The sequence below is a fragment of the Delftia sp. WSY_12 genome (assembly GCF_043104645.1).
Classification (GTDB): domain Bacteria; phylum Pseudomonadota; class Gammaproteobacteria; order Burkholderiales; family Burkholderiaceae_C; genus Comamonas; species Comamonas tsuruhatensis.
Genome location: NZ_JBICKW010000024.1, coordinates 1 through 25,412, shown reverse-complemented (window position 1 = coordinate 25,412; position 25,412 = coordinate 1). Strand labels below are relative to the sequence as shown.

Here is a 25,412-nt window from a genome sequence, read left to right as displayed (position 1 = left end):
ATCAGGCCCTCTGAGCGCGCGCCAGTTCGCCGGCCAGCGTCTGCACCAGCGCAGCGGCCGGCATCTCGCGCGCCAGCGGCGCACCCTGGCCCGCCCAGTGGGCTGCGTAGTCGGAGCTGCCCTGGGCGGATGCCGCCTGGTGCAGCGCCTTGCCCGCGTCGTAGACGCGCGGGTAGTCGGGCAGGGGCTGGCCATGGCTGGCGCCCAGCGCATGCAGCCGGTTGACCATGCCGCGCGCCGGCCGGCCCGAGATGGCGGCGGTGATGCCTGTGTGGTGGGCGCGTTCGCTGCGCAGCTCGGCACGGTAGGCCGGGCTGGCGGACGATTCAGGGCAGAGGATGAAGGCCGTGCCCAGCTGCGCCGCGCAGGCGCCCAGGCCCAGCGCGGCCGCGATGCCTTCGCCATCCATGATGCCACCGGCCGCGATCACCGGCAGGGCCGTGTTGCGCGCCAGCACGCGCACCAGGGCGAAGGTGCCCATCATGCGGTCCTGCGCGGGATCGAACGTTCCGCGGTGTCCCCCGGCCTCCACGCCCTGGGCCACGATGGCATCGACACCGGCCTGCTCCACCTGGCGCGCCTCGTCCAGCGACGTGGCGCTGGCCAGGGTCACGACGCCGGCCGCGCGCAGCGCGTCGATGAAGCCCTGCTCAGGCAGCCCGAAATGAAAGCTCACCACGGCGGGCCGCTCCTGCAGCAGCATGGCCTGCAGCGCGGCGTTACCGACGGCGGTGGCGTAGATCTCGTTGAGCGTGGCAGGCGGCGTGGCGCCAAAGCGCGCGAACTCGGGCGCCAGATGGGCCAGCCAGGCGGCCTCGCGCTGCGCATCGGCCCGGGCCGGCCGGTGGCAGAACAGGTTGACGTTGAAGGCGCCCGAAGTCAGCGCGCGCGTCTGCACGATCTGCTGGCGTGCCTGCTCCGTGCCGCTGGCGCCAATGCCCAGCGAGCCCAGGCCGCCGGCCTCGGTGACGGCGGCCGCCAGCGCGGGCGTGGACGTTCCGGCCATGGGGGCCTGGATGATGGGATGGCGCATGCCCAGGCGGGCCATCCACGCGGTCTTTGCGGTGCTCATACGACTCCTTGTTTCCTGCCACGAATCCGCGCACTCATGCGGCGGCCTGTCGGCGCGCGCTGGCGCGGCTGGCGGCGATCATCAGCGTGCCCAGCAGCAGCGACACGCTGCCGATGACGAACAGGCGCTGGTACGAGCCCAGGCCCGCATAGCTCCAGGCCATGAAATACCCCGACACGGCCTGCATCAGCGCAAAGGCCGCCGTGGCATAGCCCCACATGCGCTTGTGCTGCACGGGGCCGATCAGCTGCATCAGGTAGCCCGAGGTGATGGCCGCCATGCCCGGCGACAGCGCGCCCACCAGGAAGGACGAGGTCGCATGCCCCGTAAATCCCACCCAGAACAGCGGCATGGCAATGGCCAGGGTCTTGACCGCATAGGCGCCCGTGGTCGTGCCCCACCAGCCAAAGCGCGTGGCGCACAGCGAGGCCACCAGCGGCCCGGCAATGGCGCCCAGGCCGAACACGGCCCACTGCGTGGAGGCATAGGCATCGCCCAACTGCAGCTCGCGCGCCAGGTAGTCCACCCAGAACACCGTGTGCGGCACAAAGCCGAAGGCGTCCGTCATATAGGCCAGCATCACCAGCACCACGGGCAGCGTCCACAGGGGCGCGGCGGGCACGGGCCGGGCATGGGGCGTGATGGCGATGGGCGCAGGCACCGGCAGCCGCCGCACATGGCGCCAGCCCAGCCAGCCGGCCCAGGCGCAGACCGCCGCCAGCGCCCACCAGACGGCGCCCAGGCTCTGGCGCGCCAGCAGCGGTATCAGCGTGGCCGACAGCAGGGCGCCGGCACCTATGCCGCAGAACATCAGCGGCCCCAGGGCCGCACGCCGCTGCAGGGGGGTGGCCGCCAGGGCCACGGAGGGGCCCAGCACCATCAGGATGGCGCCGCCAATGCCCGAGATGCAGCGCCAGGCAAAGAACCAGGGCATGGGCAGAGGCCAGGCGCAGGCCGCAAAGCTCAGCGCCAGGGCCACCCAGCACCACAGCAGCACGCGCAGCGCGCCCAGGCGTTCGGCCAGCGGCGCGGCCGCCAGCGCCCCGATCAGATAGCCCAGCAGGTTGGCCGCGCCCAGATAGGCCACCTGCTCGCCGCTGAACCAGCCGGCATGCACCATCTGCGGCATCAGCGCCGTGTAGGCAAAGCGCGCCAGGCCGACGCCGCTGAGCGTGGCCATGAAGCCGGTCAGCAGCAGGGAAGTTTCGTTGCGTTGGATCACGGGAGTGGGCGCCATGCGGGGAGGATGGGCATACCTTAAGCCGCCGGAATCATCATGTCCAATGATTCAAAATGATGGCATCGATCTCGATTGAAGATGAATGCCACTGGAGCCGCGATGCAATTGAAGTCCCTGCGCATGTTCCTGGCCGTCTGCGACAGCGGCAGCTTCGGCGCTGCCGCGCAGCAACTGCACACCGTGCAGTCCAACGTGACGGCCCATGTGAAAAAGCTCGAGGACGAGGCCGGCGTGCAATTGCTGGAGCGCAGCGCGCCCGTGCACGCCACGCCTGCCGGCCGCCTGCTGGAGCAATACGCGCGGCGCATGCTGGCCGACCACGACGAGGCGCTGGCCCTGCTGCAGGGCAGCGCCCGGGCCGCAGGCGCGCTGCGCATAGGCTCCATGGAAACCACGGCCGCGCTGCGTCTGCCGCCGCTGCTGGCGCGCCTGCACCAGGCCCGGCCCGGCCTGGACCTGGAGCTGCGCACGGCCACCACGGCCGAGCTGCTGGCTGACCTGCTTGCCGGGCGGCTGGACTGCGCCTTCGTCTCGGGCATGCCGCCCCAGTCGCGGCTGCAGGGCTGGAAGGTTTTCGAGGAGGAACTGGTGCTGGTCACCGCCTTCGCGCTGCCGCGCTTTCCCGATGCCGCCCAGCTCAGCGCCGTGCCCTTCCTGGCCTTCCGCCAGGGCTGCAGCTACCGCCAGCGCATCGAGCTGCTGCTGGCCGCGCGCGGCGTGGCGGCACGCATCATGGAAATGGGGTCGCTGGACGCCATCCTCGGCTGCGTGGCCGCCGGCATGGGCTACGGCCTGCTGCCGCGCAGCGTGGTCCAGGCCCAGCAGCACCGCTTCGGCGTGCACATCACGGCCCTGCCCGGAGCACTCGCCCAGGAAGTCGCCCGCGTGGAAACCTGGTTCGTCGTGCCCGCGCGCCAGGGCTGGTCGCCTGCGCTGCATGCGTGCGTGGAGGTGCTGGGGATCGAGGGTGTGCAGGGCGAAGAAGCCCTGGGCATGGAAGCCGTCCCGGCAGCGTCTGCCTGAAACTCAGAACAGATCGGAAGGCAAGGCTGCTGCCTTCTGGGCGATGTCCACCAGTCTTTGGGCCTGGGTGGTCGCATAGGCGGCGATGCGCTGGGCGAAGGCGTGTTCTTCTGGCGTGTAAGGCGATTCGCGCAGAACCTTGGTCGCCGCACCAGGGGCTGCCTTGGCCATGCGCTGGGCTTCACGTGCGAGCAGCCTGCGGTCTATTGCACACAGGTGCGCGAAATGCGCAAACTCGAAGGGTGTGAGTTCCTCCAGCGCAAAGCAGTCGCCGAAGGCCATCGCCAGTTCCTGGGACACATCGGGATACTGGGCCACGCTGACGAGGTCGTACCAGGGTGCGGTCGCCAGGCCCTGCGGCAGCACGTGGAAGGAGAAGTTCTTGCCATGTGCGTCGCCATTGCCGATCAGTATCTGGAACAACGCCCATCGGATCATTGCCAGCTTGTCCGCAGCCTTCGCCACCGAGTGCTCCAGTAGACCGAACAGCCGGGGAAAGCTCATGCCGTCGCGGTATAGCCGGGCATCGCCCACGCTGCCGATGTGGTGCTCGTACTTGTAGCTGACGGGAAGATCGCCCGCTTGGCATGCATCGATGATGTGGGTGCGCAGGACCCGCCTTTGTGGCGCCTGCCGCACGCGGTCAAAGCGCCTGACTGCCAGCACCGGCTGTGGCACGTGCAGCATCTGCACCTCGGCTGCAGGCAAGCGCATGGCCGCTGCCAGGCGCATGCAGAAATGCTCGTTCACCACCATGTGCGGCACCGCGCTGTCGCGCGGCTGGGGTTTGAGGATGTGGGTGGACGGAACGTTGTCGGGAAGGAAGATGGAGCCCTCCTGCACGCTCTCGCCTTCCACGTGCACGGGCAGCTTGTCCTGGTAGCCGGCCACCGACATGCGCACTTTGCCATCCCACTCGATGAAAGGGCGTGTCTCTCGGTCTGCAATGCGTTGGGAGAGTTCTGCGGTCGATATGGTACGAGCGGCATTGGCGGCCTGTGGATCGGGCCTGCTGCCATCGGCCTGAAACCGGAAGGCCCCGGTGGTCTCGGCGCCGAGGGCGCGTATCAGACCGAAGATGTTGCCCTTGCCTATGCCCTGACTTCTGGCCACCACATCCAGCGCCGCGCCTTCGGGCAGCAGGTTCTCGATGAAACGCCGGATGGAGCGCGAGTCGTAGCCCCCTTCGGGAGGGGCCAGCGGCAGGCAGGGCGCCAAGTAGAAAGGCCGTTCATGCTCCAGCCATGCAGGCGCATACCGCAGTCCCCAAAGATCGTTGTGCGGGTCATGGGTCACATCGGCCACGTGCGTGCCGACATCGTTCCACAGCGAAAGCGAAAGCGACGGCGGCGTGGCCATGTGCGCTTCAGGCCCGTGGAAGTCGTGCCATCAGGGCGTCCTGCTTGGGCGCGATGACCATGGCGAGACCCAGCCCGTCGAGTACGGCCAGCAGCTTGTCGGAGCCCACGCCGCCCTTGCCGTTCTCCAGACGGGAGAGCAGATCCAGCGACACGCCGCACAGGGCTGCCGTGTCATCGATGCGCAGGTGCTGGGCCTTGCGCATGGCACGGATCTGGGCGCCGAGCCTGGACAGGTCAGCGATGACCACGGCCCCGGGCTGCAGGGGATCCTGCTGCGGGCCGTTCATGGGCGTGGAAGACGGCATGGATGGATTGGCTTTATTTCTGATATTCCGAAATTCTAGGATTTCTTAGGGAATTTTCAAAACAATTTCCAATATTCCGAAATTCAGGAGTACTTCGTTTCATTCAGGAGGAAATTTCGGAATATCAGAAATAATTCCGGCAACCATGCAACCGCGTCCAATGCAGATCCTCATGAAGGCAACCGCAACACCCTCCGATACTGCATGGCCTCCGCCACATGCCCTGTCTCCACTGCCGCGCTGCCGGCCAAGTCGGCAATGGTGCGCGCCACCTTGAGCGCGCGGTGGGTGCTGCGGGCCGACCAGCCCAGGCGTGCGGCGGCCTTGTGGGCGAAGGCCAGGGCCTCGGGCGACAGGCCCAGGTGGTCGTCCAGGGCCTGGCCCTGGAGCTGGTGGTTGGCACTACCCTGGCGCTGCAGGGCCAGCGCGCGGGCCTGGACCACGCGCTCGCGCACGGTGTCGCTGGCCTCGCCAGAGCGCGCGGCCAGCAGCTCCTGCGGGGGCAGGGCACCGACTTCCACATGCAGGTCGATGCGATCCAGCAGCGGGCCGCTGATGCGCGCCTGGTAGCGCGCCACCTTGTCGGGCGTGCAGCGGCAGCGCTGCACCGTCGATCCCCAATGGCCGCAGGGGCAGGGATTCATGGCCGCGACGAGCTGGAAGCGCGCGGGGAATTCGCAGCGCTGGGCGGCTCTGGCGATGGTGATCTGGCCGGTCTCCAGCGGCTCGCGCAGCGCCTCCAGCGCGCTGCGTGCGAACTCGGGGAATTCGTCCAGAAACAGTACTCCGTGATGGGACTGCGAGATCTCGCCAGGGCGCGGCGGCGAACCTCCTCCGACCAGGGCCACGGCACTGGCCGTGTGATGCGGACTGGCCGTGGGGCGCTGGCGCCAGCGCTCGGGCGTGAAGCGGCCGGCCAGGCTGGCGATGGCGGCGGCCTCCAGCGCCTCGTCATCGCTCATGGGCGGCAGCAGGTCGGCAAAGCGCTGGGCCAGCATGGACTTGCCCGAACCCGGCGGCCCCACCAGCAGCAGGCCGTGGCCTCCGGCCGCAGCGATTTCCAGCGCGCGCCGCGCCTGTGCCTGGCCACGCACCTCGGCCAGGTCCAGGCTGCTGCGCACTGGGGCAGCGGGCTGAGGCTGCACCGCATGCCAGCCCGGGCCGGAGCATGTCTGGGTGTCGCCTGCTGCCGGCAAGGCGTCGGTTTCGTCGGTTTCGTCGGTCTCGCCGGTGTCCTCGCTTTCGTCGCTGCAGCAGGCACCGTCCGTGTCCTGCTCCGTCTGCACCAGGGCATTGGCCGAGCGAGTGATGAAGCGGCGCACCACGTCCAGCAGGTGGTGCGCGCAGAACACCTGGGCCGATGGCACGAAGGCCGCCTCCTGCGCGCTGCCCGGCGGCAGCACCAGGCGGGCGCCGTCCTGCTGGCGGTGCAGGGCCAGGGCCGTGGCCAGCGCGCCGCGCACGGGCCGCAGCGCACCCGACAGCGACAGCTCGCCCGCGAATTCATACTCGGCCAGTGCATCGCCATTGATCTGCCCGCTGGCCGCGAGAATGCCCAGCGCAATCGGCAGGTCGAAGCGCCCCGAATCCTTGGGCAGGTCGGCGGGTGCCAGGTTGACGATGATGCGTTTGTTGCTCGGGAACTCCAGCCCGGAGTTCAGCAGTGCCGAGCGCACGCGTTCACGCGCTTCCTTGACCTCGACATCGGCCAGACCCACCAGCGTGAACGACGGCAGGCCGTTGGCCAGATGCACTTCCACGGTGACACGCGGGGCGGCCAGCCCCAGCAGCGCACGACTTTGAACCAGGGCCAGACCCATGGGCACCTCGCAGGAACGACAGACACAAAGCCAGACACAAAGGAAGAGGCCGCCAGCGGTGCGGCGGCCTCGGTGACCCAGTATGGCAACGGCCTTGGGCCTTGTGGGCGGCGGGTGCGGCGCTGCCCCCAAATCTCAGAATGTTCTGACCCTTGCGGCGCAAAAATCAGAACAGCTTCACCAGCGCCGGCACGCTCAGCACGGCCGTGTAGTAGCCCATGAACTGCACGCCGGTGTTGAAGCCGAAGCCGCGTGACAGCAGGCCGCCGAGCAGGCCCATGGTCAGGATCACGAGCAGGCCCAGCAACTGGCCTTCCCAGACGCTGATGACGATGATCAGGCCCACGAAGGTGGCGATGATGGCCTCGTGGCTGACCCGGCGCGAGACGAACAGCGCCGCGCTGCGCGCGAAGTTCATGGCGAAGGGGTAGGACACGATGGCCGCCAGCAGCACGGCCAGCATGCCGTAGCCCAGGAACTCCCAGTGGCTGAGCAGGTTGTGCAGGTTGTTCACCTGGCCCGTGGCGGCATCGACGGTGAAGCGCGGCGGCGCGTTGAACAGCGGCGCTGCGGGGCCGGCGGCCACGGGGCTCAGCGGCAGGCCGAAGGCGATCAGCGGGATCAGCGCCTCGGCAATGTAGGTGGCCTCGGTCACGCCGTTGCGCGCGCTCAGCACCGTGGTCAGGCGGTGGTAGGCATGCTTGATGCGCGAGCCCACCAGCTCGCCCAGCACCACGGTCATGGCCACGGGGCTGAAGACGAAGGTGGCGCTGGAGATGGTGGCCGTGGCCAGGGTCCAGCGCGTCTGCACGCGGTCGAGCACCTTGAGCGGGTTGGGGAAGTAGCCCGACCAGCCCTTCACGTCGGGCGCCAGGTTGAACTGGCGCACCTTGTCGCGCAGCATGCGCTGGCGGCCTGCCGGCGAGATCACGGTGAACAGGTCGGCGATCAGCGGCCCGATGGCAATGCCCAGGAAGTAGCTGATGCTGAGCTTGACCTCGTATTTGGCGGTGAGGCTTTGCAGCGCAATGATGACCACCACGAACGGAATCAGCAGCATGACCGAGGCCCAGCGCCCCGCCGAGAAGTAGGCGATGAGGAGGGCGGCGGCCAGGAAGATCCAGGGCGCCGTCTTGGTGATCATGCTGCCGAAGGGCGCCAGCATCACGGCGAACAGCACGGCCAGCGGCACGGCGACAAAGGCCGCGACGATGCCGCCCGAGACCATCTTGCGCAGCGCGATGTGGGGCACGCCCAGCTTGCGCAGCATGTTGGCGTCCTGCAGCAGCGGCGTGGCCAGCGTGTCGCCGGGAATGCCCAGCAGCGCCGTGGGCACGGCATGCGTCATGTGCTTGGCCACGGCGCCGGCCAGGAAGAAGGTGAACACGCCGGCGGGCGGCACGCCCAGCAGCACCACCAGCAGGGTGAGCGGGGCCAGCGTGGTGGTCTCGTCCGTTCCGGAGACCAGGCCGATGGCGGCGAACACCACGGCGCCTATCAGTCCCATGGCGGCTGCGACGGCGATGTCATTGGTCAGCAGGGTTTCCATCTCATGCCCTCCCGGCCTTGTCGGCGAACAGCTCGTAGAGCTTGAGCTCCTTGAGTTCCTGCACCACGGCGGGCGGCAGGTCCTGCACCGTGCCCAGGCCTCCGGGCTGGCGCGCCAGCTCCTCCAGCACTTCGCGGCGCCATTCGGGGTCGTTTGAGGTGTCCAGCTCGGTCACTTCCCGCTTGGGCGGAAAGGCGCGTGCGCAGATCACGCCGGCGATCACGCAGCCGGCCAGGCCCGCGAGCATGGCGTAGGCGTGGGCCAGCTGGCGCGACTCGACCACCGTGGCCAGCCAGCGGCTGGCCAGGTAGAAGCCCAGCACGCTGATGCCGGTGCCGATGGCAATCGCCCAGGCCAGGTGGCGCAGGTCCACGGTGTCGCCCCAGACCTCGGCCAGCCGCCAGTCGGCGGGATCCTTGCTTGTCATGTGTGTCTCCTTGGTTTTTTGTTTGTGGGGCTGCGCGCTGGTCAGGCCCTGGCGCGCAGCGCGGCCAGCACTTCCAGCGCGCGGTCGGTGCGCACGTCGTGCTCGGCGGCCAGCTGGCGCGCCACGGCATCGACCTCGTCGCCCGTTGCGCCGGCCACCAGGGCGATGTTGCGGGCGTGCAGGGCCATGTGGCCGCGCTGAATGCCTTCGGTGGCCAGGGCGCGCAGGGCGCCCAGGTTCTGCGCCAGGCCCACGGCGGCGGCGATCTCGCCCAGCTGCTGGGCGGACTGCAGGTCCATGATCTTCAGCGCCAGGCGTGCCAGCGGATGGGTCTTGGTGGCGCCGCCGACCAGGCCCACCGGCATGGGCAGCTCGATGCTGCCGACCAGGGCGCCGCCGGCATCCTTTTCCCAGCGCGTCAGCGAGGTGTAGCTGCCGCTGCGGCTGGCATAGGCATGGGCGCCGGCCTCGACCGCCCGCCAGTCGTTGCCCGTGGCTACGATGACGGGGTCGATGCCGTTCATGATTCCCTTGTTGTGCGTGGCCGCGCGGTAGGGGTCGATGGCGGCGAAGGTATAGGCGTCCAGCACGCCTTCGATGATCTCCTCGCCGCTGCGCTCCTGCGTGGCCAGGGTCTGCGGCGTGAGCCGCACGCGGGCGCGGGCCAGCCGCAGGTCGGCCAGGTTGGACAGGATGCGCAGCCGCACGCTGCCGCCCGTGATCTGCTCGACCAGGGGTGCCACCGATTCGGCCATGGTGTTGACGGTGTTGGCGCCCATGGCGTCGCGCACGTCCACGATCAGGTGGACCACCAGCATGGGGCCGCGCGGCGTGTCGGGGAAGACATGGACCTCGATGTCCTTGCAGCCGCCGCCCAGGCCGATCAGCACCTTGTCGCGGCTGTTGGCGCGCTCGATGATCTGCGCACGCGCCTGCAGCACGGCCAGGCGCGCGCCGTGCGGATCGGTCACGCCCAGCACCTGGATCTGGGCGCGCATCAGCGGCAGCGTGCTGGAGGTCTGAAAGCCCCCGTCCTCGCGCGCCAACTTGGCCATGTACGAGGCGGCGGCCACCACCGAGGGCTCCTCCACCGCCATGGGCACCAGCACGTCGCGGCCGTTGACGCGGAAGTTGCCGGCCACGCCCAGCGGCAGCTCGAAGCTGCCGAACACGTTCTCGATCATGCCGTCGGCCAGCGCCAGGGGCAGGGCGCCGGGGGCGGCGAGCAGGGCGCGCTCGGCATCGGACAGGCCGCAGGCATCGGCCAGGAAATCCCGGCGCTGGGCCGGTGTGAGGGCACGGAAATTGGGCAGGCGCGAATCGGCAACCATGGAAGACATCTCCTCGAATCAAAACTCTGGTCGCCGGACTGTAGGAAAACTGTACCGCTTTCAAAAGGTACAGTTTCGGGGAACAGTACCATCGCACTGCAACATGAACGGAGGGCGCATGGCAGACACCAGAGGGCGCTCGGCCCCCATTGCCGAGAAGCTGGCCGACCTGATCGGCCAGCAGATCGCCGACGGCGTGTACCGCCCCGGCGACAAGCTGCCCTCGCTGCGCGAGCTGGCGCAACTGCACCGCTATGCCAAGAACACCGTGGTCTCGGCCTTCGACCTGCTGGTCTCGCGCGGCATCGTGGAGCCGCGCCGAGGCTCGGGCTTTTACGTGCTGGGCACGGGGCGCGGTGCCCAGCGCACCGATGAGGACGCGGGCCAGCTGGGTCGGGCCATGGACATCGTCTGGCTGATGCGCGAGCAGCTCAAGACCCAGCCCGACTGCGTGGGCGTGGGCGACGGCTTTCCGCCCGTGGAATGGCTGGCCGACATGCGGCTGGACCGCTACCACCAGAAGGTGGTGCGCACGGGGCTGGGATCGCTGTTCCGCTACGGCAGCCGCTACGGCTATGCGCCGCTGCGCGACAGCCTGGTGCGCAAGCTGGGTGACTTCGGCCTGCAGGCCACGCCGGGCCAGCTGGTGCTGACCCATGGCGCCAACGAGGCCATGGACCTGGTCATCCGCTACTTCGTGCCGCCGGGGGCCACCGTGCTCGTGGATGAGCCCGGCTACTACCCGCTGTTCGGCAAGCTCAGGCTGGCCGGCGCCCATGTGGTCGGCGTGCCGCGCCTGGCCGACGGGCCCGACGTGGCCGCGCTCGAATCACTGCTGGCCCAGCACCGGCCGCGCCTGTTCTTCACGCAGTCGCTGGCCCACAATCCCACGGGCTCGGACATCTCCGCCGCCAAGGCCTACAAGGTGCTGCAGCTGGCCGAGCGCCACAACCTGCTCATCGTCGAGGACGATCCGCTGGCCGACTTCAAGCCCACCTCGGCCGTGCGCCTGTCCACGCTGGACCAGCTGGAGCGCACCATCTACATCGGCAGCTTCTCCAAGTCCTTCTCGGCCGCGCTGCGCGTGGGCTTCATCGCCTGCAACGACGCGCTGGCCAGCGACCTGGCCGACCTCAAGGCGCTGATCCATGTCAGCGGCTCCGAGTACTGCGAGCGCATGGTGGACGTGATGCTGCGCGAAGGCCACTACGAGCGCCACCTGGTGCGCCTGCGCCACAAGCTGGGCCAGGCCACGGCCCAGGCGCTGGGCTGGCTCGATGCCCATGGCTGCGAAGTCTTTGCGCGCAGCCCGCAAAGCCTGTACCTGTGGGTGGCCTTCCCCGGTGTGCAGGACTCGCTGCGGCTGGCCGAGCAACTGGTGCCGCGCAAGCTCAGCATGGCGCCGGGCCGTGTCTTCCATGTCGATCCCTCGGCCGTATCGCGCTGGTCGCGGTGCAACGTCAGCGCGATGCTGGATCCGAGGTTCCAGGCCGCGATGGGGCAGGTGCTGGCTCAACCCGCCTGAGCCAGCCCCCGGGCCTGCGCACGCAGCAGCGCGATGAAGCGCTGCTGCTCCTGCGTGGGCGCGTCGTCGGTGCGGGTGAGGATGCCGAAGGGCGCCATGGGCACGTCGATGCAGACCGGCAGCGCCCTGACCAGGCCCATGCGCAGATAGTCCTTGAGCGCGGATTCGGACAGCAGCATCACGGCATCGGTCAGCTGCACCAGTTGCTGCATGGAGTACACCGAGCTGCATTCGATGATGTCGGCCGGCGCGGGCAGCTCCAGGCGCTGCAGCAGCTGGTCGAGCGCGATGCGCGCGGGGCTGGAGGCCGGCTGCAGTATCCAGGGCCAGTCGCCGACAAGCTCTTGCCAGCCCAGCTTGCGCCGGCGTGTCAGCGGATGGCCGCTGCGCACGACGACCAGCAGCCGCTCGTTGCCCAGTTCCTCGAAGCTGTAGCTGCTGCTGTGGGCTGCAGGGCTGCGCCGCGCAATGGCCATGTCGATGCGCCGCTGGTCCAGCAGACGCAGCACCTGGTCGCTGGTGTCGCCCATGATGCGCAGGCGCAGCTGCGGGCTTTGTGCCTTCATGCGGGCCACGGCCGTCATCACCAGGTCGGGTGCGGCGCCCATGATGGTGCCGATGGACAGGTAGCCGTAGCCGCCCTGGCGGCGCGCGGCCAGGTCCTCGGCGCAGCGGTCCAGGCTGTTGAGCGAGGCCTCGGCAAAGCGCACCAGCTGCGCGCCCAGCGCCGTGGGCCGCATGCCGCGCGGCAGGCGCTCGAAGAGCTGGCAGCCGAACATGTCCTCGATCTCGCGCAGCATGCGCGTGGCCGCAGGCTGGGACATGGCCAGGCTCAGCGATGCGCGGTGCAGGTTCAGGCTCGATCCCAGCGCCACCAGCATGTGCAGGTGCTTGTAGCGCAGACGGTTGAGCAGGCTGCGGTGCAGCACGGGCGGGGCGGATTCGGGCGTGTTCGCAGGCATAAGCACAAGGTATCGGATGTGACCGAAATTCGATTTGTTGAGCATCGATCATGCGCCGTACATTGGCCCTGCGACAAGAAAAAACAGACCCAATCCAGGAGACAAGACATGCACAGCCCATCGCCCGTTTCATGACGCGCTGACGCGACCGGCACCCAAGCCGCAGCCGCCTCTCGCCTTCCGAAAAAGCACGCCTTCCGCGCCCCCATTTTTGCGGGCGTGATGGCTCTCCATCGCCTTCAGGACCGTCATGAAAAAACTCCCCGCTCCCCTGCTCGCCAGGATCTCCTGGCGCCTGCTGCCCTTTTTGCTGCTCATGTACATCATGGCCTTCCTGGACCGGGCCAACGTGGGCTTTGCCAAGGTGGCCTTCCAGGCCGATACCGGCATCAGCGATGCGGCCTTTGCCTTTGGCGCGGGCGTGTTCTTCGCGGGCTATGCGCTGCTGGAGGTGCCCAGCAACCTGATCATGCACCGCGTGGGCGCCCGCATGTGGATGTGCCGGATCATGGTCACCTGGGGCCTGGTGTCGGCGGCCATGATGTTCGCCCACGACCAGACCACGTTCTACGTGCTGCGCTTTTTGCTGGGCGTGGCCGAGGCGGGGTTCTTCCCCGGCGTCATCCTGTACCTGACCTACTGGTTCCCGGCAGCGCACCGCGCGCAGGCCATGGGCTTTTTCTACTTTGGCGCGCCGCTGGCCTTCATCTTCGGCAGCCCGCTATCGGGCCTGCTGCTGGAGCTGGACGGCATCGGCGGCTGGCACGGCTGGCAGTGGCTGTTCGCGGTGGAGGGGCTGATGGCCGTGGCCGTGGGCATCTGGGCGTATTTCCACCTGGACAACCGCCCCGCCGACGCCACCTGGCTCGGCCGCGAGGACAAGGCGCTGCTGCAGGACATCCTCGACAGCGAAGAGCGCGCCAAGGGCGGCCACGGCCACAGCCTGCTGGCCGCGCTGTGCCAGCCGCGCGTGCTCTACCTGGCGCTGATCTACCTGCTGATCCAGGCCAGCGTCTATGGCGTGGTGTTCTACCTGCCCAGCCAGGTGGCGGGCCTGCTGGGCACCAAGGTGGGCCTGCTGGTGGGCGTGGTCTCGGCCATTCCCTGGCTGTGCGCGCTGCTGGCCGCCTGGTGGATTCCGGGCCATGCCGAGCGAACAGGCCAGCCGCGCGGCATCGCCAGCCTGACGCTGGTGATGGCTGCCCTGGGCATGGCTGCATCGGTGAGTTTCTCCAGCCCCCTGCTGGGTGTGGCCGCGCTGTGCCTGGCGGCGGCCGGTTTCATCGCCGTGCAGCCCGTGTTCTGGACCTTTCCTGCCAACACGCTGGCCGGCGCTGCGGCCGCTGGCGGCATCGCCTTCATCAACTCCCTCGGCGCCGTGGGCGGTTTCATCGCCCCCATCGTCAAGAACTGGGCCGAGGGCTTTTTCCACTCCCCGGCGGCGGGCCTGTACCTGCTGGCCGGCACCACGCTGCTGGCTGCGGCCCTGGTGATGGGCGTGCGCGCACGCCTGGCGCCGGCCCTGGCCGCACCGTCGGCCGCCTGAACCACTTGCACACGGAGCACAACCATCCCATGACACAGATCCCCACCATCAAGCAGGTGCGCGCCTTCACGCTCAAGGGCGGCGGCGCCGACTACCACGACCAGTCCGACGGCCACTGGATCGACGACCACATCGCCACGCCCATGGCCAAGTACCCCGAGTACCGGCAAAGCCGCCGCAGCTTCGGCATCAACGTGCTGGGCACGCTGGTGGTGGAGATCGAGGACAGCGCCGGACGCGTGGGCTTTGCCGTGACCACGGGCGGCGAGCCTGCGGCCTACATCGTCGAAAAGCACCTGGCGCGTTTCCTCGAAGGCGCCCGGGTCACCGACATCGAGCGCATCTGGGACCAGATGTACCTGTCCACCCTGTACTACGGCCGCAAGGGCATCGTCATCAACACCATCTCGGGCGTGGACCTGGCGCTGTGGGACCTGCTGGGCAAGGTGCGCGGCGAGCCAGTGCACCAGCTGCTGGGCGGCGCCGTGCGCGACGAGCTGCAGTTCTACGCCACGGGCGCGCGGCCCGACCTGGCGCAGAAGATGGGCTTCATCGGCGGCAAGATGCCGCTGCACCACGGCCCGGCCGAAGGGGAGGAGGGCCTGCGCCGCAACCTGCAGGAGCTGGCCACCATGCGCGAGCGCGTGGGCCCGGACTTCTGGCTCATGCTGGACTGCTGGATGAGCCTGGATGTGAACTACGCCACGCGCCTGGCCCAGGGTGCGCAGGCCCATGGCCTCAAGTGGATCGAGGAGGCCCTGCCGCCCGACGACTACTGGGGCTACGCGGCCCTGCGCAAGAACGTGCCCACCGGCATGCTGGTGACCACGGGCGAGCACGAGGCCACGCGCTGGGGCTTTCGCCAGCTGCTGGAGATGGGCTGCTGCGACATCATCCAGCCCGACGTGGGCTGGTGCGGCGGCGTCACCGAGCTGCTCAAGATCTCGGCCCTGGCCGATGCCCACCAGGCCTTGGTCATTCCGCATGGCTCCAGCGTCTACAGCTACCACTTCGTGGCCACGCGCCACAACAGCCCGTTTGCCGAGTTCCTGATGATGGCCCCCAAGGCCGACGAGGTCGTGCCCATGTTCCATCCGCAGCTGCTGGGCGAGCCCGTGCCCGTCAACGGCCGCATGCGCCTGTCGGCGCTGGACAAGCCTGGCTTCGGCGTGGAGCTCAATCCCGAGTGCGCCTTGCACCGCCCGTACACGCACTGAAGGAGCCCGCCATGCAACTGCCTGCCAACCCCTTCAAGGCCGCGCTGCGGCGCGCCGAGCCGCTGTACGGCATCTGGGCCGGCTTTGCCACGCCCTATGCGGCCGAGATCATCGCCACCACGGGCTACGACTGGATGCTGGTCGATGGCGAGCATGCCCCCAACACCGTGCCCACGCTGCTGGGCCAGCTGCAGGCCGTGGCGCCCTATGCCACGCACCCGGTGGTGCGTGCCGTGCAGGGCGACACCGTGCTCATCAAGCAACTGCTGGACGTGGGCGTGCAGACGCTGATGGTGCCCATGGTGGAGACGGCCGAACAGGCGCGCGAGCTGGTGCGCTCCATGCGCTACCCGCCCCATGGCGTGCGCGGCGTGGGCGGCGGCCTGACGCGGGCCACGCGCTGGGATGCCGTGCCCGACTACATCCGCACGGCGCATGAACAGCTGTGCCTGATCGTGCAGATCGAATCGCCCCGGGGCGTGGCCAACGCCGCCGAGATTGCGGCCGTCGATGGCGTGGACGCCGTCTTCATCGGCCCGGCCGACCTGTCCACGGGCATGGGCCATGCGGGTGACGCCAGCCAGGGCGAGGTACAGGACGCCATACGCCGCACCGTCCAGGCCACGCTGGCTGCCGGCAAGGCCTGCGGCATCCTCGCGCCGCGCGAGGAAGATGCGCGCCGCTATGCGGACTGGGGCTGCCGCTTCATCGCCGTGGGCATAGACATCAGCCTGCTGCGCCAGGCTGCGCTGGCCAACCTGGGGCGCTATCGCGCCACCCAAGCCACGGACCAGGCAGCCCCTGCATCCCGCACCTACTGAACCCAAGGAGAACTCCATGGCATCCCCTACCGTGCTGCGCAATTTCATCGCCGGCAGCTTCACCGACAGCGCCGAACTGCATGAGGTGACCAACCCCGCCACGGGCGCGGTGCTGGCGCGCTCGCCCCTGTCCAGCCAGGCCGATGTGGACCGCGCCATCGCCGCCGCGCGTGGCGCCCACAGGGCCTGGGCGCGCCGCCCGGCCGTGGAGCGCGCGCAGTACCTGCGCCGCGTGGCGGCCCGCATCCGCGACAACGCCGCGCGCATTGCGCGCACCATCACCGAGGAGCAGGGCAAGACCCTGGGCCTGGCCGAGGTGGAGGTGAACTTCACCGCCGACTACCTGGACTACATGGCCGAATGGGCGCGCCGCATCGAGGGCGAGGTCATCACCAGCGACCGGGCCAACGAGCAGATCTTTTTGCTGCGCAAGCCGCTGGGCGTGGTCGCGGGCATCCTGCCCTGGAACTTTCCCTTCTTCCTGATCGCCCGCAAGATGGCGCCGGCCCTGCTCACGGGCAACACCATCGTCATCAAGCCCAGCGAGGAAACGCCCATCAACTGCCATGCCTTCACCGAGCTGCTGGCCCAGTGCGAGCTGCCGGCCGGCGTGTTCAACGTGGTCTATGGCCAGGGCGGCACGGGCGCTGCGCTGGCCGGCCATGCGGGCGTGGACATGGTCAGCTTCACGGGCAGCGTGGCCACGGGCGAGCGCATCGCCGCAGCCTCCGCGCCCCACATCACCAAGCTCAACCTGGAGCTGGGCGGCAAGGCCCCGGCCATCGTGCTGGCCGATGCCGACCTGGACCTGGCCGTGCGCGCCATCCGCGACTCGCGCATCATCAACACCGGCCAGGTCTGCAACTGCGCCGAACGCGTCTACGTGCAGCGCCAGGTGGCTGACGAGTTCACGGCCCGCATCGCCCAGGCCATGGCAGCCACGCGCTACGGCGACCCGATTGCGCGGCCCGACGTGGAAATGGGCCCGCTGATCAACCAAAAGGGCCTGGACAGCGTGCAGGCCAAGGTGCGCCAGGCCATCGCCGACGGCGCGCAACTGGTCACGGGCGGGCAGGCCGCAGACCTGGGCGCGGGCTTTCACTTCCAGCCCACGGTGCTGGCCGGCTGCCATGCCGGCATGGAGATCATGCGCAAGGAAATCTTCGGCCCCGTGCTGCCCATCCAGGTGGTGGAGGACCTGGACGAGGCCATCGCCCTGGCCAACGACTGCGAATACGGGCTGACCTCGTCGCTTTACACGCGCGACCTGTCCAAGGCCATGCAGGCCATGCGCGAGATCGACTTCGGCGAGACCTACATCAACCGCGAGAACTTCGAGGCCATGCAGGGCTTCCATGCGGGCGTGCGCAAGTCGGGCGTGGGCGGGGCTGATGGCAAGCACGGCCTGTACGAGTACACGCACACGCATGTGGTGTACCTGCAGGGGTGATTGACCTCCTGGGCCTTGGCGTCAGGGCGCTGCCGGTTTCTTGCGGTTGCGCGGCGCCTTGGGCGGCGGGCTGCTGGCCTCCAGCTCCCGCGCCCGGGCGCGGATGCGCGCAAAGGCGCTGGCCATGGCCTGCAGCTCGGGCTCGGGCACGGCGTCCATGAGCTCGCGGTTGATGGCCTGCACCTGCGGGAACAGCTCGGCATGCAGGGCGCGGCCCGTGTCGCTCAGGCGCAGCAGTGCGCGGCGCGCATCGCCCACCTGGCTCTCTTTCCACACCAGGCCCTTGGCCAGCAGCGCCGTGACCGCGCGCGAGGTGCGCGTGCGGTCCAGCTGCGCCTGCTCGGCCAGCTGCGAGGGCTGCAGCTGCCCGGCCTCGGCCAGCAGGCAGAGCATGCGCCACTCGCGCCGCGTGATGCCGTAGCGCCCCTCGCACAGGCGCACCACGCGGCTGCCAGCGGCCGCCTGCAGCCGCGCCAGGTGGTAGAGGAACATGTCGTCGAGCACGGCGGGGTGGCGCCAGCGGTGGAGGTCGGTCATGGACTCGCGGGCCGGTTTCGGGTTTACGCTAGGGATGATGGATTAGATGCATTGTCGGCGGCCTGCGTACATTGGCCGCAAGACAACGACAAGGAGACAAGTATGCCCAGCCCCCTCGCAGCCCTGGCGCGTGCCGCCCTGGCTTTGGTCGCCGCCGGCCTGTGCGCGGCGCCCGCCCTGGCCCAGGAATGGCCCAAGGCCAAGCCCATCCGCATCGTCGTGCCCAATCCGCCGGCCGGCCCGTCCGACATCTCGCTGCGCCCCGTGGCCGCCGCCATGCAGGCGGCGCTGGGCCAGGCCGTGGTCGTGGACAACAAGCCGGGCGCCAACGGCAACATCGGCGCGGCCGAGGTCGCGCGCTCCGCGCCCGATGGCTACACCTGGCTGTGGGCCATGGACCCCGTGCTCACCGTCAACCCCCATGTCTACAAGAACATGGGCTACAAGGCCGACGCGCTGGAAACCCTGGTCGTGGCCGCGCGCTTCTCGCAGACCCTGGTCTGCGGCCCGGGCACGGGCTTCAAGTCCGTCAAGGACATGGTGGCCGCCAGCAAGACGCGCGAGCTGACCTATGCCTCGGGCGGCGCGGGCTCGCCGGGCCACCTGGTCATGGAATCGCTGCTGGCTACCTCGGGCGCCAAGATGGTCCATGTGCCCTACAAGGGCCCCGCGCCGGCCATGCAGGACCTGCTGGGCGGCCAGGTGGACTGCGGCTTCCTGGCCGGCCCCACGGTCTTGCCCCAGGTCCAGAGCGGCAAGCTGATCGCCCTGGCCACCTCGGGCAAGACGCGCTCGGCGCTGGCGCCCGAGCTGCCGACCATTGCCGAGTCGGGCTTTCCCGAGTTCGACGGCACCTTCTGGATTCTGCTGGCCGCACCCAAGGGCGTGCCGCCTGCCGTGCAAAAGCGCTTTGTCGACGCCATGAACGAGGCCATCCGCGCACCCGAGCAAAAGGAACGCGCCAAGGCCCTGGACATCGAGATGGTCGGCTCCACCGTGGCCGAGGCCCAGGCGCGTGCCAAGGGACAGTCCGCGCAGTGGGCCGCCCTGGTCAAGCGCATCCACCTGACCAACGACTGAAGCCGCCACCAGGGCCTGTGGCCCTGAGGCACCGCCGTTTTGGCGATACTCCCTTTCCCAACGCATCCACTGTCTCCTGGCTCCCATGGCAACCCAGCGCCCCAATCTGATCTTCATCCTGGCCGATGACCTCGGCTATGCCGACCTCGGCTGCACGGGCGCGCGCGATGCGCACAGCCGCGCCACCGATGTCTCGCCCCGCCTGGACGCCATGGCCGCGCAGGGCATGCGCTTCACGCGCGGCTATTCCAACTCGGCCGTGTGCTCGCCCACACGCTTTGCCCTGGCCACGGGCCGCTGGCAGTACCGCCTGCGCGGCGCGGCCGAGGAGCCGATCGCCAGCGTCCACGGCGACAAGGTGCTGGGCCTGCCGCCCGACCATCCCACCGTGGCCTCGCTGCTGCGCGACGCCGGCTACGCCACCGCCCTGGTCGGCAAATGGCACCTGGGCTACCCGCCGCATTTCGGCCCGCGCATGTCGGGCTACGAGGAGTTCTACGGCTTTCACGCAGGCGGCGCCGACTACTTCGCCCACTGCGACCCGCGTGGCCGCCCCGACTTCTGGATCAACGAGGAGCCGCACGAGGAAGAGGGCTATCTCACCGACCTGCTGAGCCGCCGCGCCGTGGACTTCGTCGAGCGCCAGACGGCCGACAAGCCCTTCTACCTGTCCCTGCACTACAGCGCTCCGCACTGGCCCTGGCTCACGCGCGACGACCTGGAGGAATCGCGGCGCATCGGCGGCTTCGGCAAGCACACCGACGGCGGCACCATCGAGACCTACCAGCGCATGATCCACCACATGGACGAAGGCATTGGCTGGGTGCTGGATGCGCTCGAGAAAAAGGGCATGGCCGAGAACACGCTCATCGTCTTCACCAGCGACAACGGCGGCGAACGTTTCTCCAACAACTGGCCCTTCATCGGCCAGAAGATGGACCTGCTCGAAGGCGGCATCCGCGTGCCCCTGCTGGCGCGCTGGCCTGACCGCATGCCGGCAGGCGCCGTCAGCGACACGCCCAACCTGACCATGGACTGGTCGGCCACCTTCCTGGCCGCCGCGGGCGTGGACGGCCACGCCGACTACCCGCTGGACGGCGTCAGCCTGCTGCCCCTGATGGAAGACGGTACCTGGAACCCCGAGCGCGACCTGTGCTGGCGCATGAAGCACCGCGCCCAGCGCGCCCTGGTGCGCGGCGACTGGAAATACCTGCAGATCGAAGGCGTGGAATACCTGTTCAACGTGGCCCAGGACCCGCGCGAACGCGCCAACCTGCGCGACCGCGAGCCCCAGCGCCTGGCCGAGCTACGCGCAGCCTGGCAGCAATGGGATGCTTCACTGCCGCCCATTCCGGAAGAAGCCAAGGTGTCGCTGGTGTTCAGTCGGCAGGATCTGCCTTCGGCGACGTTTTGAGGGTGTGTGTGCCCGCAGGCTGTGGGCGATAAAACAAGGCAGGCCTTTGGGCCTGCCTTGTTTCCTGATTACTGGTACGTCCTGACCATGCCCGCCCGTGCGGCCTCCGAGTTTTCGCACATGTCCTTGGCCTGTTTGTAGAGGGCCTGGGCCTTGCTCTTGTCCTTCTCCATGACTTCGTAATGGCTGGCCTTGGCAAGCACCAGGTTGTATTGGAGATAGCTGGCGCTGGCCGAAGGCAGCGACTTCACGGCCTGTGACACCATTTGGTCCAGGCCCTCCAAGGACCCCCCCCAGCGCGGGCTCAGGTAATTGAGGGCATTGACGCGGGCCGCCAGGTTCTTGGGATCGGCCTGATCGGCCGCCTGCAGCCACTGCGCCGCAGTACGTCCACCCACCTGGTTTTCCATCGCGGCCAATCCAATCAGCATCGTCTGCGGCAAGGCCGAGCGGGCATCCAGCGCCATGGCCTTTTGCAGATACGGCTGGGCCTTCGCGCTGAGCTGCTTGACAGTGTTCCACTGGCTGCCCGTCACACTGGAAGCCGGCGCCTCACCACGGGCGCCAAATGCCTTGTTGCCGTAATAGAGGCCCGCATTGAGCTGTGCAAAAAACGACTTGGGCTGCTGATCCGCCCACATGCGCATCACGTTCTCTTCCTGCAGGCTCAGTTGCTGCAGTCCCAGCAGATCCCGCATGGTCAACAAGTCCCCGCCCGAGGAAGAAAGATTCTTCTTGTGCCTGCGGGCCAGTTCCTTGTCCAGCGCCTCGAACTTGAACTCGCTGAGCAGTGCAGCCCTCTCGGACTCTTCCAGAGTGGCATTGCCATCGGGAATCAGCGGGCACTGCGCGGCATAGGTGGCAGTGGCTGCGGAGAGAGACAAGGTGGCGAGCAGGATGCGGATCAGGGTTTGGGTGGGTTTTGCGGTCATGTGTCCCTCTTGGAAATGGTTGTGCTATTTAATGATTTAAAACTAATAAGCCAATATTTATTTCTCCAAACTCCTGTTTAAATCAAAGTGCTATGAGAAATAGAAGCAGAACAATAAAAAATGGAAGAAGATATGCTGTAAGGAACATTATTGCATCGCCATTCTTCCAGAAGAGCTTGTAGCCATGCTCGTACAAGAATGCTAAGAAAACTGCAGTCTGAAATAAATTCCCAATAAGACTGAACTTGGAATTGTATAAGTTAGAAGATATAAGAAGAAATAGCGTGATGTAAAATAATATTGCAAATACCCTAGTCATTATTCCGTAAAACCAGTTATGGAATTAGATTGATTCATGAATAGATAATCGGAAAGCAATCGCTGAAGCAATGAAGGGTTCAAGAGCTATTTGCAATATTAATTAAATCCCATGGGTCAATTAATCGCCACCGAATATGCTTTTGGCGTTTGTTGAAAAATGAATAATCAACCCAAAAATTCCAAGAATAGCTCCAATCAAACCAACAACGGCACCGCCTCGCGGCAACCATAAAAAAGCCAGAATACCACCGACGACAGCCGTTAAAACACCTATTATCATAACTAACATTCCATATTCATTTTTGTATATTTTCATCACAATTGATTCTTCGTGCATGTAGTTGAACATGTGCATGTTTGATATCCGACGGATGTTCCCCCCATCAACATCGTCTGTGCCTTTGCCGTAGAGTAATGCTTCCATCTGCCCTTTCGTCACCAGGCAGACCCTGTAATAACGCTGTCGTTGCCCAAAAGGGCCTCATATGTCGCTCTCAGAAGTTGACCCCAGGGAGTTTCATATTATTTTTAATATTCAACTTTTACCAATCGGTCCGAAGAGAAAATAAATCTAACATCACCATACCATATTAGATCATTTTCCATTTTTATTTGAGGGTTAACTGCTTTTTTATTGATGGATGAATTCTTTAACTTATATGCAATCTGCTCCATATTCATTCCTCTCCATTCGCGCTCGATGAGTGAAATTACATTATCAATATCTGCACGCGATGATTCACACCCTTGATTTGAGTAAGATAATGTTATTGATTTATCGACAACCGAGTATGCCAAATAAATAATCACCAAAATTAGCGCAATTATCAAGATAAATGATTTGTTTATTTTCATAAAATTATTGACCTGCTTTGGCGGCATCTCTTGCAAAAGTGCGGCAGTGATTGGAATTGAATGGATTCCAATTATATTTTTCTCTATCTTTATTTTCTGAAATTTCTTTTGCGTAGTCAGCGACTTTTTTAGGATCGGCAGAACTACAGGTTAACTTTGCCGGTGTCCCTTTGCCTGATCTCTTTGAAAGCTGCTCCTCCAGATTTCTCATGGACTCATCTGTTGGAACACCATCTTTGCCTATTTTTAGATTAGGCATTGGAGTTTGCCGAACGTTTCCGTCGTCTTGGGGTAGCTTAGAGCCCATAATTCCTTTTGCATTTGGGTTGTATCTACCGTATTCGAAGTATTGTGTCTTCCCTGAAGTATCATATGTCAACACACCACTATGCCCACCAAGCCATGTGCTTGTTTTACCTTCGGCGTACTCAACCGGATAATCTGGAAAATTAACAACGCAGGCTTGCTGTAAGCCTAACGAATCTATCCACCCCGTGGGATTTACAGGGTAGATATAGTGATTATTGCCTCCCATCAACCCAATCGGGTCCTGATTGATATAACTCCCCACCACCGGATCGTAATACCGATGCCGGTTGTAATACAGCCCCGTTTCCCTGTCATGGTGCTGCCCTGGCAGCCGGATTGCCTGGTGGATGCCTTGCGGGTTGTATTCCTGCAGCACATTGCCCCAAGGGTCCAGCTTGGCCGCCCAGGCGACTAGCCCCCGTTGGTCGGTCAGCGCCATGGGCGTGCCCAGATGGTCGCAGTGGTAGTGGTGGATGGCGATGCGGGCGTGCTGTTCTTTTTCCTGTTTCTGCAGTTGGGTCTGCATGCCGGTGAGCAGGCGGGCCGTGCCCTCGGCCTGTTCGCCCAGCATCGCCGGGGCGCCGGGCGGCAGGCCGTGGTCCAGGGTGTGGCGCAGGTGGCGGGCCGCGTCTTGCTGCATGTCGCGCGGCATGGCGTCGAGCATGGTTTGCATCAGGGCCAGGGCCGGCGTGTGGTTGGGGTCGTCCGGGTCGGGCAGGCCTGCGGTGATGGCTTGCACCAGCAGGTGGGGCTCGTCTTGGGGGTCGCCGCTGGCCGTGGTGCTCAGGCGCACCAGGGGGGTGAAGCTGCCGGGCTCGTAGATGGTGTGTTCTATGTGGCGCGTGTCATCGCCATGCTGCAGGCGCTCGGTGTGGATGAGGCGGTCGCCGTCCCAGCCGTAGTAGTGGGTGCGGGTGGGCAGTTCCGTGTCTGCGCTTTGCACTTGCTGCTTGAGCCTGCGGCCCAGGGCGTCGTAGGTGTAGCGGCTGTGGTGGCGCAGTTGCTCGGCGTTGCCCTGGATCTGGCTGCTGCGCACGGCGATGAGTTGGTGTGCTCCGTCGTAGTGCAGTTGCTGCTGGCTGTGGTCTGCATGCATTTGCGCGATGCGGTTGCCGCAGGGGTCGTAGCGCCAGACGCGGTCTTCGCTGAAGCCGATGCGGTTGTCTTCCCAGCGCTGCACGGGGCCTTGCCGCTGGCCTGCAAGGTGGCCCAGGCCCATGAGGTTGAAGTCGGTGTGCCGCCAGTGGGCGTGGACCTGGGCGGCCCAGCTGTCCTGGGTGTTCGTCTGGCCCGGTGCACCGGGTGCACCGAGTGCTGGCAGGCGGTTGCCGGCAGGGTCGATCTGCCAGCGGGCGGTGGTCTGGGGGTCCTGGCTGTCGGTGGCCGCCCTGAGGCGCCCGGCGCTGTCGTAGCCGTAGCGCAGCAGTTGTGCGGCCTGGCCCGGGGCGCCGGCCTGTTCGATGGCAACGAGCTGGCCCAGGCTGTCGTAGTGGTAGCGGCGGCCAAGGATCTGGCCTATGAGGGGCTGGACGAGGTGATCCCTGCCTTCCGTGCTTTGCAGGCCTGTGGTGCCCAGGGCCGTGAGGCGGCCCATGCTGTCCCATTGGCGTTGCACCTGCAGGGGGGGGTGTGCGTCTGCATCTGCTTCTGCTGCGGGAGTGGGTGGGTGCAGGCTGCGGCGGACTTCGCGGTGCAGGGCGTCGCGTTCGAAGTCGATGAGGCCGGCGCCGTTGAGCTGCAGTCCGTGCACATGGCCTGAGCCGTAGGTGAGCCAGGCGATCTTTCCCAGGCCTTGCAGCTGGCTGTGCTGGCGTGCGCCCAGCGCGTCCAGGGTGTGGGCGATGCGGTGTTCGTATTCGATCTGGTCTGCGCCGCCGTCCTTACCTGGGTGGTAAAGCTGCTGCACTTCTGCGGTGATGCGGTCCAGGGCATCGCGTTCCAGTGCTATGCGGCTTTGCAGTTGGATGGTGTTCTCTGCGGTGTGCTGCCAGACGCTGGCGGCCATGAGGCGTCCGGCCGCATCCCATTCGTAGCGGTGGGTCTGGGCCGGCGCATGGGCCGTGGCGGGCAGCTGGCGTTCGACCAATCTGCCGCCTTCGTCCCAGCGGTAGTGGCTGCTGCTTTGCCGTGCGGCGTTGCCGTCCGTGGCTTCCATGAGCTGGCCTGCCGCATCCCAGCGGTAGCGCTGCAGCCGCTGGTCGAACCCTTCTTCCTGCACGAGCCTGTCCAGCGCGTCCCAGGCAAAGCGGCTTTGGGCTCCGTTTTCGTTGACGAGACGCGTGAGGCGGCCGGCGCTGTCGTATTCGAAGGCCAGG

Annotated in this window: 22 protein-coding genes; 8 read left to right on the top strand and 14 right to left on the bottom strand. The window is 66.5% G+C overall.

Features of this window, described 5'->3' with window-relative positions; translation table 11 throughout:
• Position 1: 1 nt before the first annotated feature.
• Together ACF8LI_RS15045 and ACF8LI_RS15040 are read right to left on the bottom strand one after the other, a co-directional pair.
• Positions 2–1,072, bottom strand: a complete 1,071-nt coding sequence (locus ACF8LI_RS15045) for an NAD(P)H-dependent flavin oxidoreductase (RefSeq protein ID WP_392413183.1) — start codon at positions 1,070–1,072, stop codon at positions 2–4.
• 34 nt (positions 1,073–1,106) lie between these two features.
• The gene (locus ACF8LI_RS15040) at positions 1,107–2,309 is read right to left on the bottom strand and encodes a YbfB/YjiJ family MFS transporter (protein ID WP_289815026.1); all 1,203 of its coding nucleotides are present in this window, start codon (positions 2,307–2,309) and stop codon (positions 1,107–1,109) included.
• A gap of 102 nt (positions 2,310–2,411) precedes the next feature.
• On the opposite strand from ACF8LI_RS15040, the gene ACF8LI_RS15035 reads away from it, so the two are divergent.
• Positions 2,412–3,335, top strand: a complete 924-nt coding sequence (locus ACF8LI_RS15035) for a LysR family transcriptional regulator (protein WP_074921248.1) — start codon at positions 2,412–2,414, stop codon at positions 3,333–3,335.
• 3 nt (positions 3,336–3,338) lie between these two features.
• Here the strand turns inward: ACF8LI_RS15035 and ACF8LI_RS15030 are convergent, their stop codons facing one another.
• From ACF8LI_RS15030 to ACF8LI_RS15005, 6 genes are all read right to left on the bottom strand, one after another.
• Positions 3,339–4,694, bottom strand: coding sequence for a HipA domain-containing protein (locus ACF8LI_RS15030; protein WP_392413181.1), 1,356 nt, complete (start codon positions 4,692–4,694; stop codon positions 3,339–3,341).
• 7 nt (positions 4,695–4,701) lie between these two features.
• The gene (locus ACF8LI_RS15025) at positions 4,702–5,001 is read right to left on the bottom strand and encodes a helix-turn-helix domain-containing protein (RefSeq protein WP_016448653.1); all 300 of its coding nucleotides are present in this window, start codon (positions 4,999–5,001) and stop codon (positions 4,702–4,704) included.
• A 170-nt stretch (positions 5,002–5,171) separates the two neighbouring features.
• Positions 5,172–6,821, bottom strand: coding sequence for a YifB family Mg chelatase-like AAA ATPase (locus ACF8LI_RS15020; protein ID WP_392413179.1), 1,650 nt, complete (start codon positions 6,819–6,821; stop codon positions 5,172–5,174).
• A gap of 166 nt (positions 6,822–6,987) precedes the next feature.
• Positions 6,988–8,370 carry a tripartite tricarboxylate transporter permease gene (locus ACF8LI_RS15015; RefSeq protein ID WP_065345412.1) on the bottom strand — a complete coding sequence of 461 codons (1,383 nt, stop codon included), beginning with the start codon at positions 8,368–8,370 and terminating at the stop codon, positions 6,988–6,990.
• A gap of 1 nt (position 8,371) precedes the next feature.
• Entirely contained in the window at positions 8,372–8,797 is a 426-nt protein-coding gene (locus ACF8LI_RS15010; protein WP_016448616.1) for a hypothetical protein, read from the bottom strand.
• Positions 8,798–8,838: 41 nt separating this feature from the next.
• On the bottom strand, positions 8,839–10,128 hold the full coding sequence (locus tag ACF8LI_RS15005; protein WP_392413177.1) for a hydroxymethylglutaryl-CoA reductase, degradative: 1,290 nt from the start codon (positions 10,126–10,128) through the stop codon (positions 8,839–8,841).
• Positions 10,129–10,246: 118 nt separating this feature from the next.
• Between ACF8LI_RS15005 and ACF8LI_RS15000 the strand changes: the two genes are divergently transcribed.
• Positions 10,247–11,653, top strand: a complete 1,407-nt coding sequence (locus tag ACF8LI_RS15000) for a PLP-dependent aminotransferase family protein (RefSeq protein WP_013800164.1) — start codon at positions 10,247–10,249, stop codon at positions 11,651–11,653.
• On the opposite strand, the gene ACF8LI_RS14995 is transcribed toward ACF8LI_RS15000, so the two are convergent.
• On the bottom strand, positions 11,641–12,660 hold the full coding sequence (locus ACF8LI_RS14995) for a LysR family transcriptional regulator (RefSeq protein WP_063327740.1): 1,020 nt from the start codon (positions 12,658–12,660) through the stop codon (positions 11,641–11,643). The two genes, ACF8LI_RS15000 and ACF8LI_RS14995, sit on opposite strands and share 13 nt — an antisense overlap.
• Positions 12,661–12,865: 205 nt before the next feature.
• On the opposite strand from ACF8LI_RS14995, the gene ACF8LI_RS14990 reads away from it, so the two are divergent.
• Genes ACF8LI_RS14990 through aldA form a run of 4 tightly spaced genes read left to right on the top strand, consistent with a single transcriptional unit; the run spans position 12,866 to position 17,649 of the window.
• A complete protein-coding gene (locus ACF8LI_RS14990) occupies positions 12,866–14,161 on the top strand; it encodes an MFS transporter (protein WP_392413175.1) in 1,296 nt (431 codons plus the stop codon).
• A gap of 29 nt (positions 14,162–14,190) precedes the next feature.
• Positions 14,191–15,378, top strand: a complete 1,188-nt coding sequence (rhmD, locus tag ACF8LI_RS14985) for an L-rhamnonate dehydratase (protein ID WP_392413173.1) — start codon at positions 14,191–14,193, stop codon at positions 15,376–15,378.
• Between the two features lie 11 nt (positions 15,379–15,389).
• Positions 15,390–16,199, top strand: a complete 810-nt coding sequence (locus ACF8LI_RS14980) for an HpcH/HpaI aldolase/citrate lyase family protein (RefSeq protein ID WP_392413171.1) — start codon at positions 15,390–15,392, stop codon at positions 16,197–16,199.
• A 16-nt stretch (positions 16,200–16,215) separates the two neighbouring features.
• Positions 16,216–17,649, top strand: a complete 1,434-nt coding sequence (gene aldA, locus ACF8LI_RS14975) for an aldehyde dehydrogenase (protein WP_071953831.1) — start codon at positions 16,216–16,218, stop codon at positions 17,647–17,649.
• A 21-nt stretch (positions 17,650–17,670) separates the two neighbouring features.
• Here aldA and ACF8LI_RS14970 read toward each other — a convergent pair whose 3' ends face one another.
• Complete coding sequence (locus ACF8LI_RS14970) at positions 17,671–18,186, bottom strand: MarR family winged helix-turn-helix transcriptional regulator (RefSeq protein WP_392413169.1); 516 nt, start codon at positions 18,184–18,186, stop codon at positions 17,671–17,673.
• A gap of 102 nt (positions 18,187–18,288) precedes the next feature.
• Between ACF8LI_RS14970 and ACF8LI_RS14965 the strand changes: the two genes are divergently transcribed.
• Together ACF8LI_RS14965 and ACF8LI_RS14960 are read left to right on the top strand one after the other, a co-directional pair.
• Complete coding sequence (locus ACF8LI_RS14965) at positions 18,289–19,266, top strand: tripartite tricarboxylate transporter substrate binding protein (RefSeq protein ID WP_016448605.1); 978 nt, start codon at positions 18,289–18,291, stop codon at positions 19,264–19,266.
• Positions 19,267–19,351: 85 nt separating this feature from the next.
• Positions 19,352–20,680 (top strand): sulfatase, encoded by a 1,329-nt coding sequence (locus tag ACF8LI_RS14960; RefSeq protein WP_212645501.1) that lies wholly within the window; start codon positions 19,352–19,354, stop codon positions 20,678–20,680.
• Positions 20,681–20,748: 68 nt separating this feature from the next.
• Here the strand turns inward: ACF8LI_RS14960 and ACF8LI_RS14955 are convergent, their stop codons facing one another.
• From ACF8LI_RS14955 to ACF8LI_RS14940, 4 genes are all read right to left on the bottom strand, one after another.
• On the bottom strand, positions 20,749–21,612 hold the full coding sequence (locus ACF8LI_RS14955) for a DUF4034 domain-containing protein (RefSeq protein WP_392413167.1): 864 nt from the start codon (positions 21,610–21,612) through the stop codon (positions 20,749–20,751).
• Positions 21,613–22,051: 439 nt separating this feature from the next.
• Positions 22,052–22,357, bottom strand: coding sequence for a hypothetical protein (locus ACF8LI_RS14950; RefSeq protein WP_392413166.1), 306 nt, complete (start codon positions 22,355–22,357; stop codon positions 22,052–22,054).
• 104 nt (positions 22,358–22,461) lie between these two features.
• The gene (locus ACF8LI_RS14945) at positions 22,462–22,788 is read right to left on the bottom strand and encodes an Imm58 family immunity protein (protein ID WP_249343439.1); all 327 of its coding nucleotides are present in this window, start codon (positions 22,786–22,788) and stop codon (positions 22,462–22,464) included.
• A gap of 4 nt (positions 22,789–22,792) precedes the next feature.
• A partial coding sequence (locus ACF8LI_RS14940) for an RHS repeat-associated core domain-containing protein (protein ID WP_392413165.1) occupies positions 22,793–25,412 on the bottom strand: 2,620 nt, incomplete at its 5' end.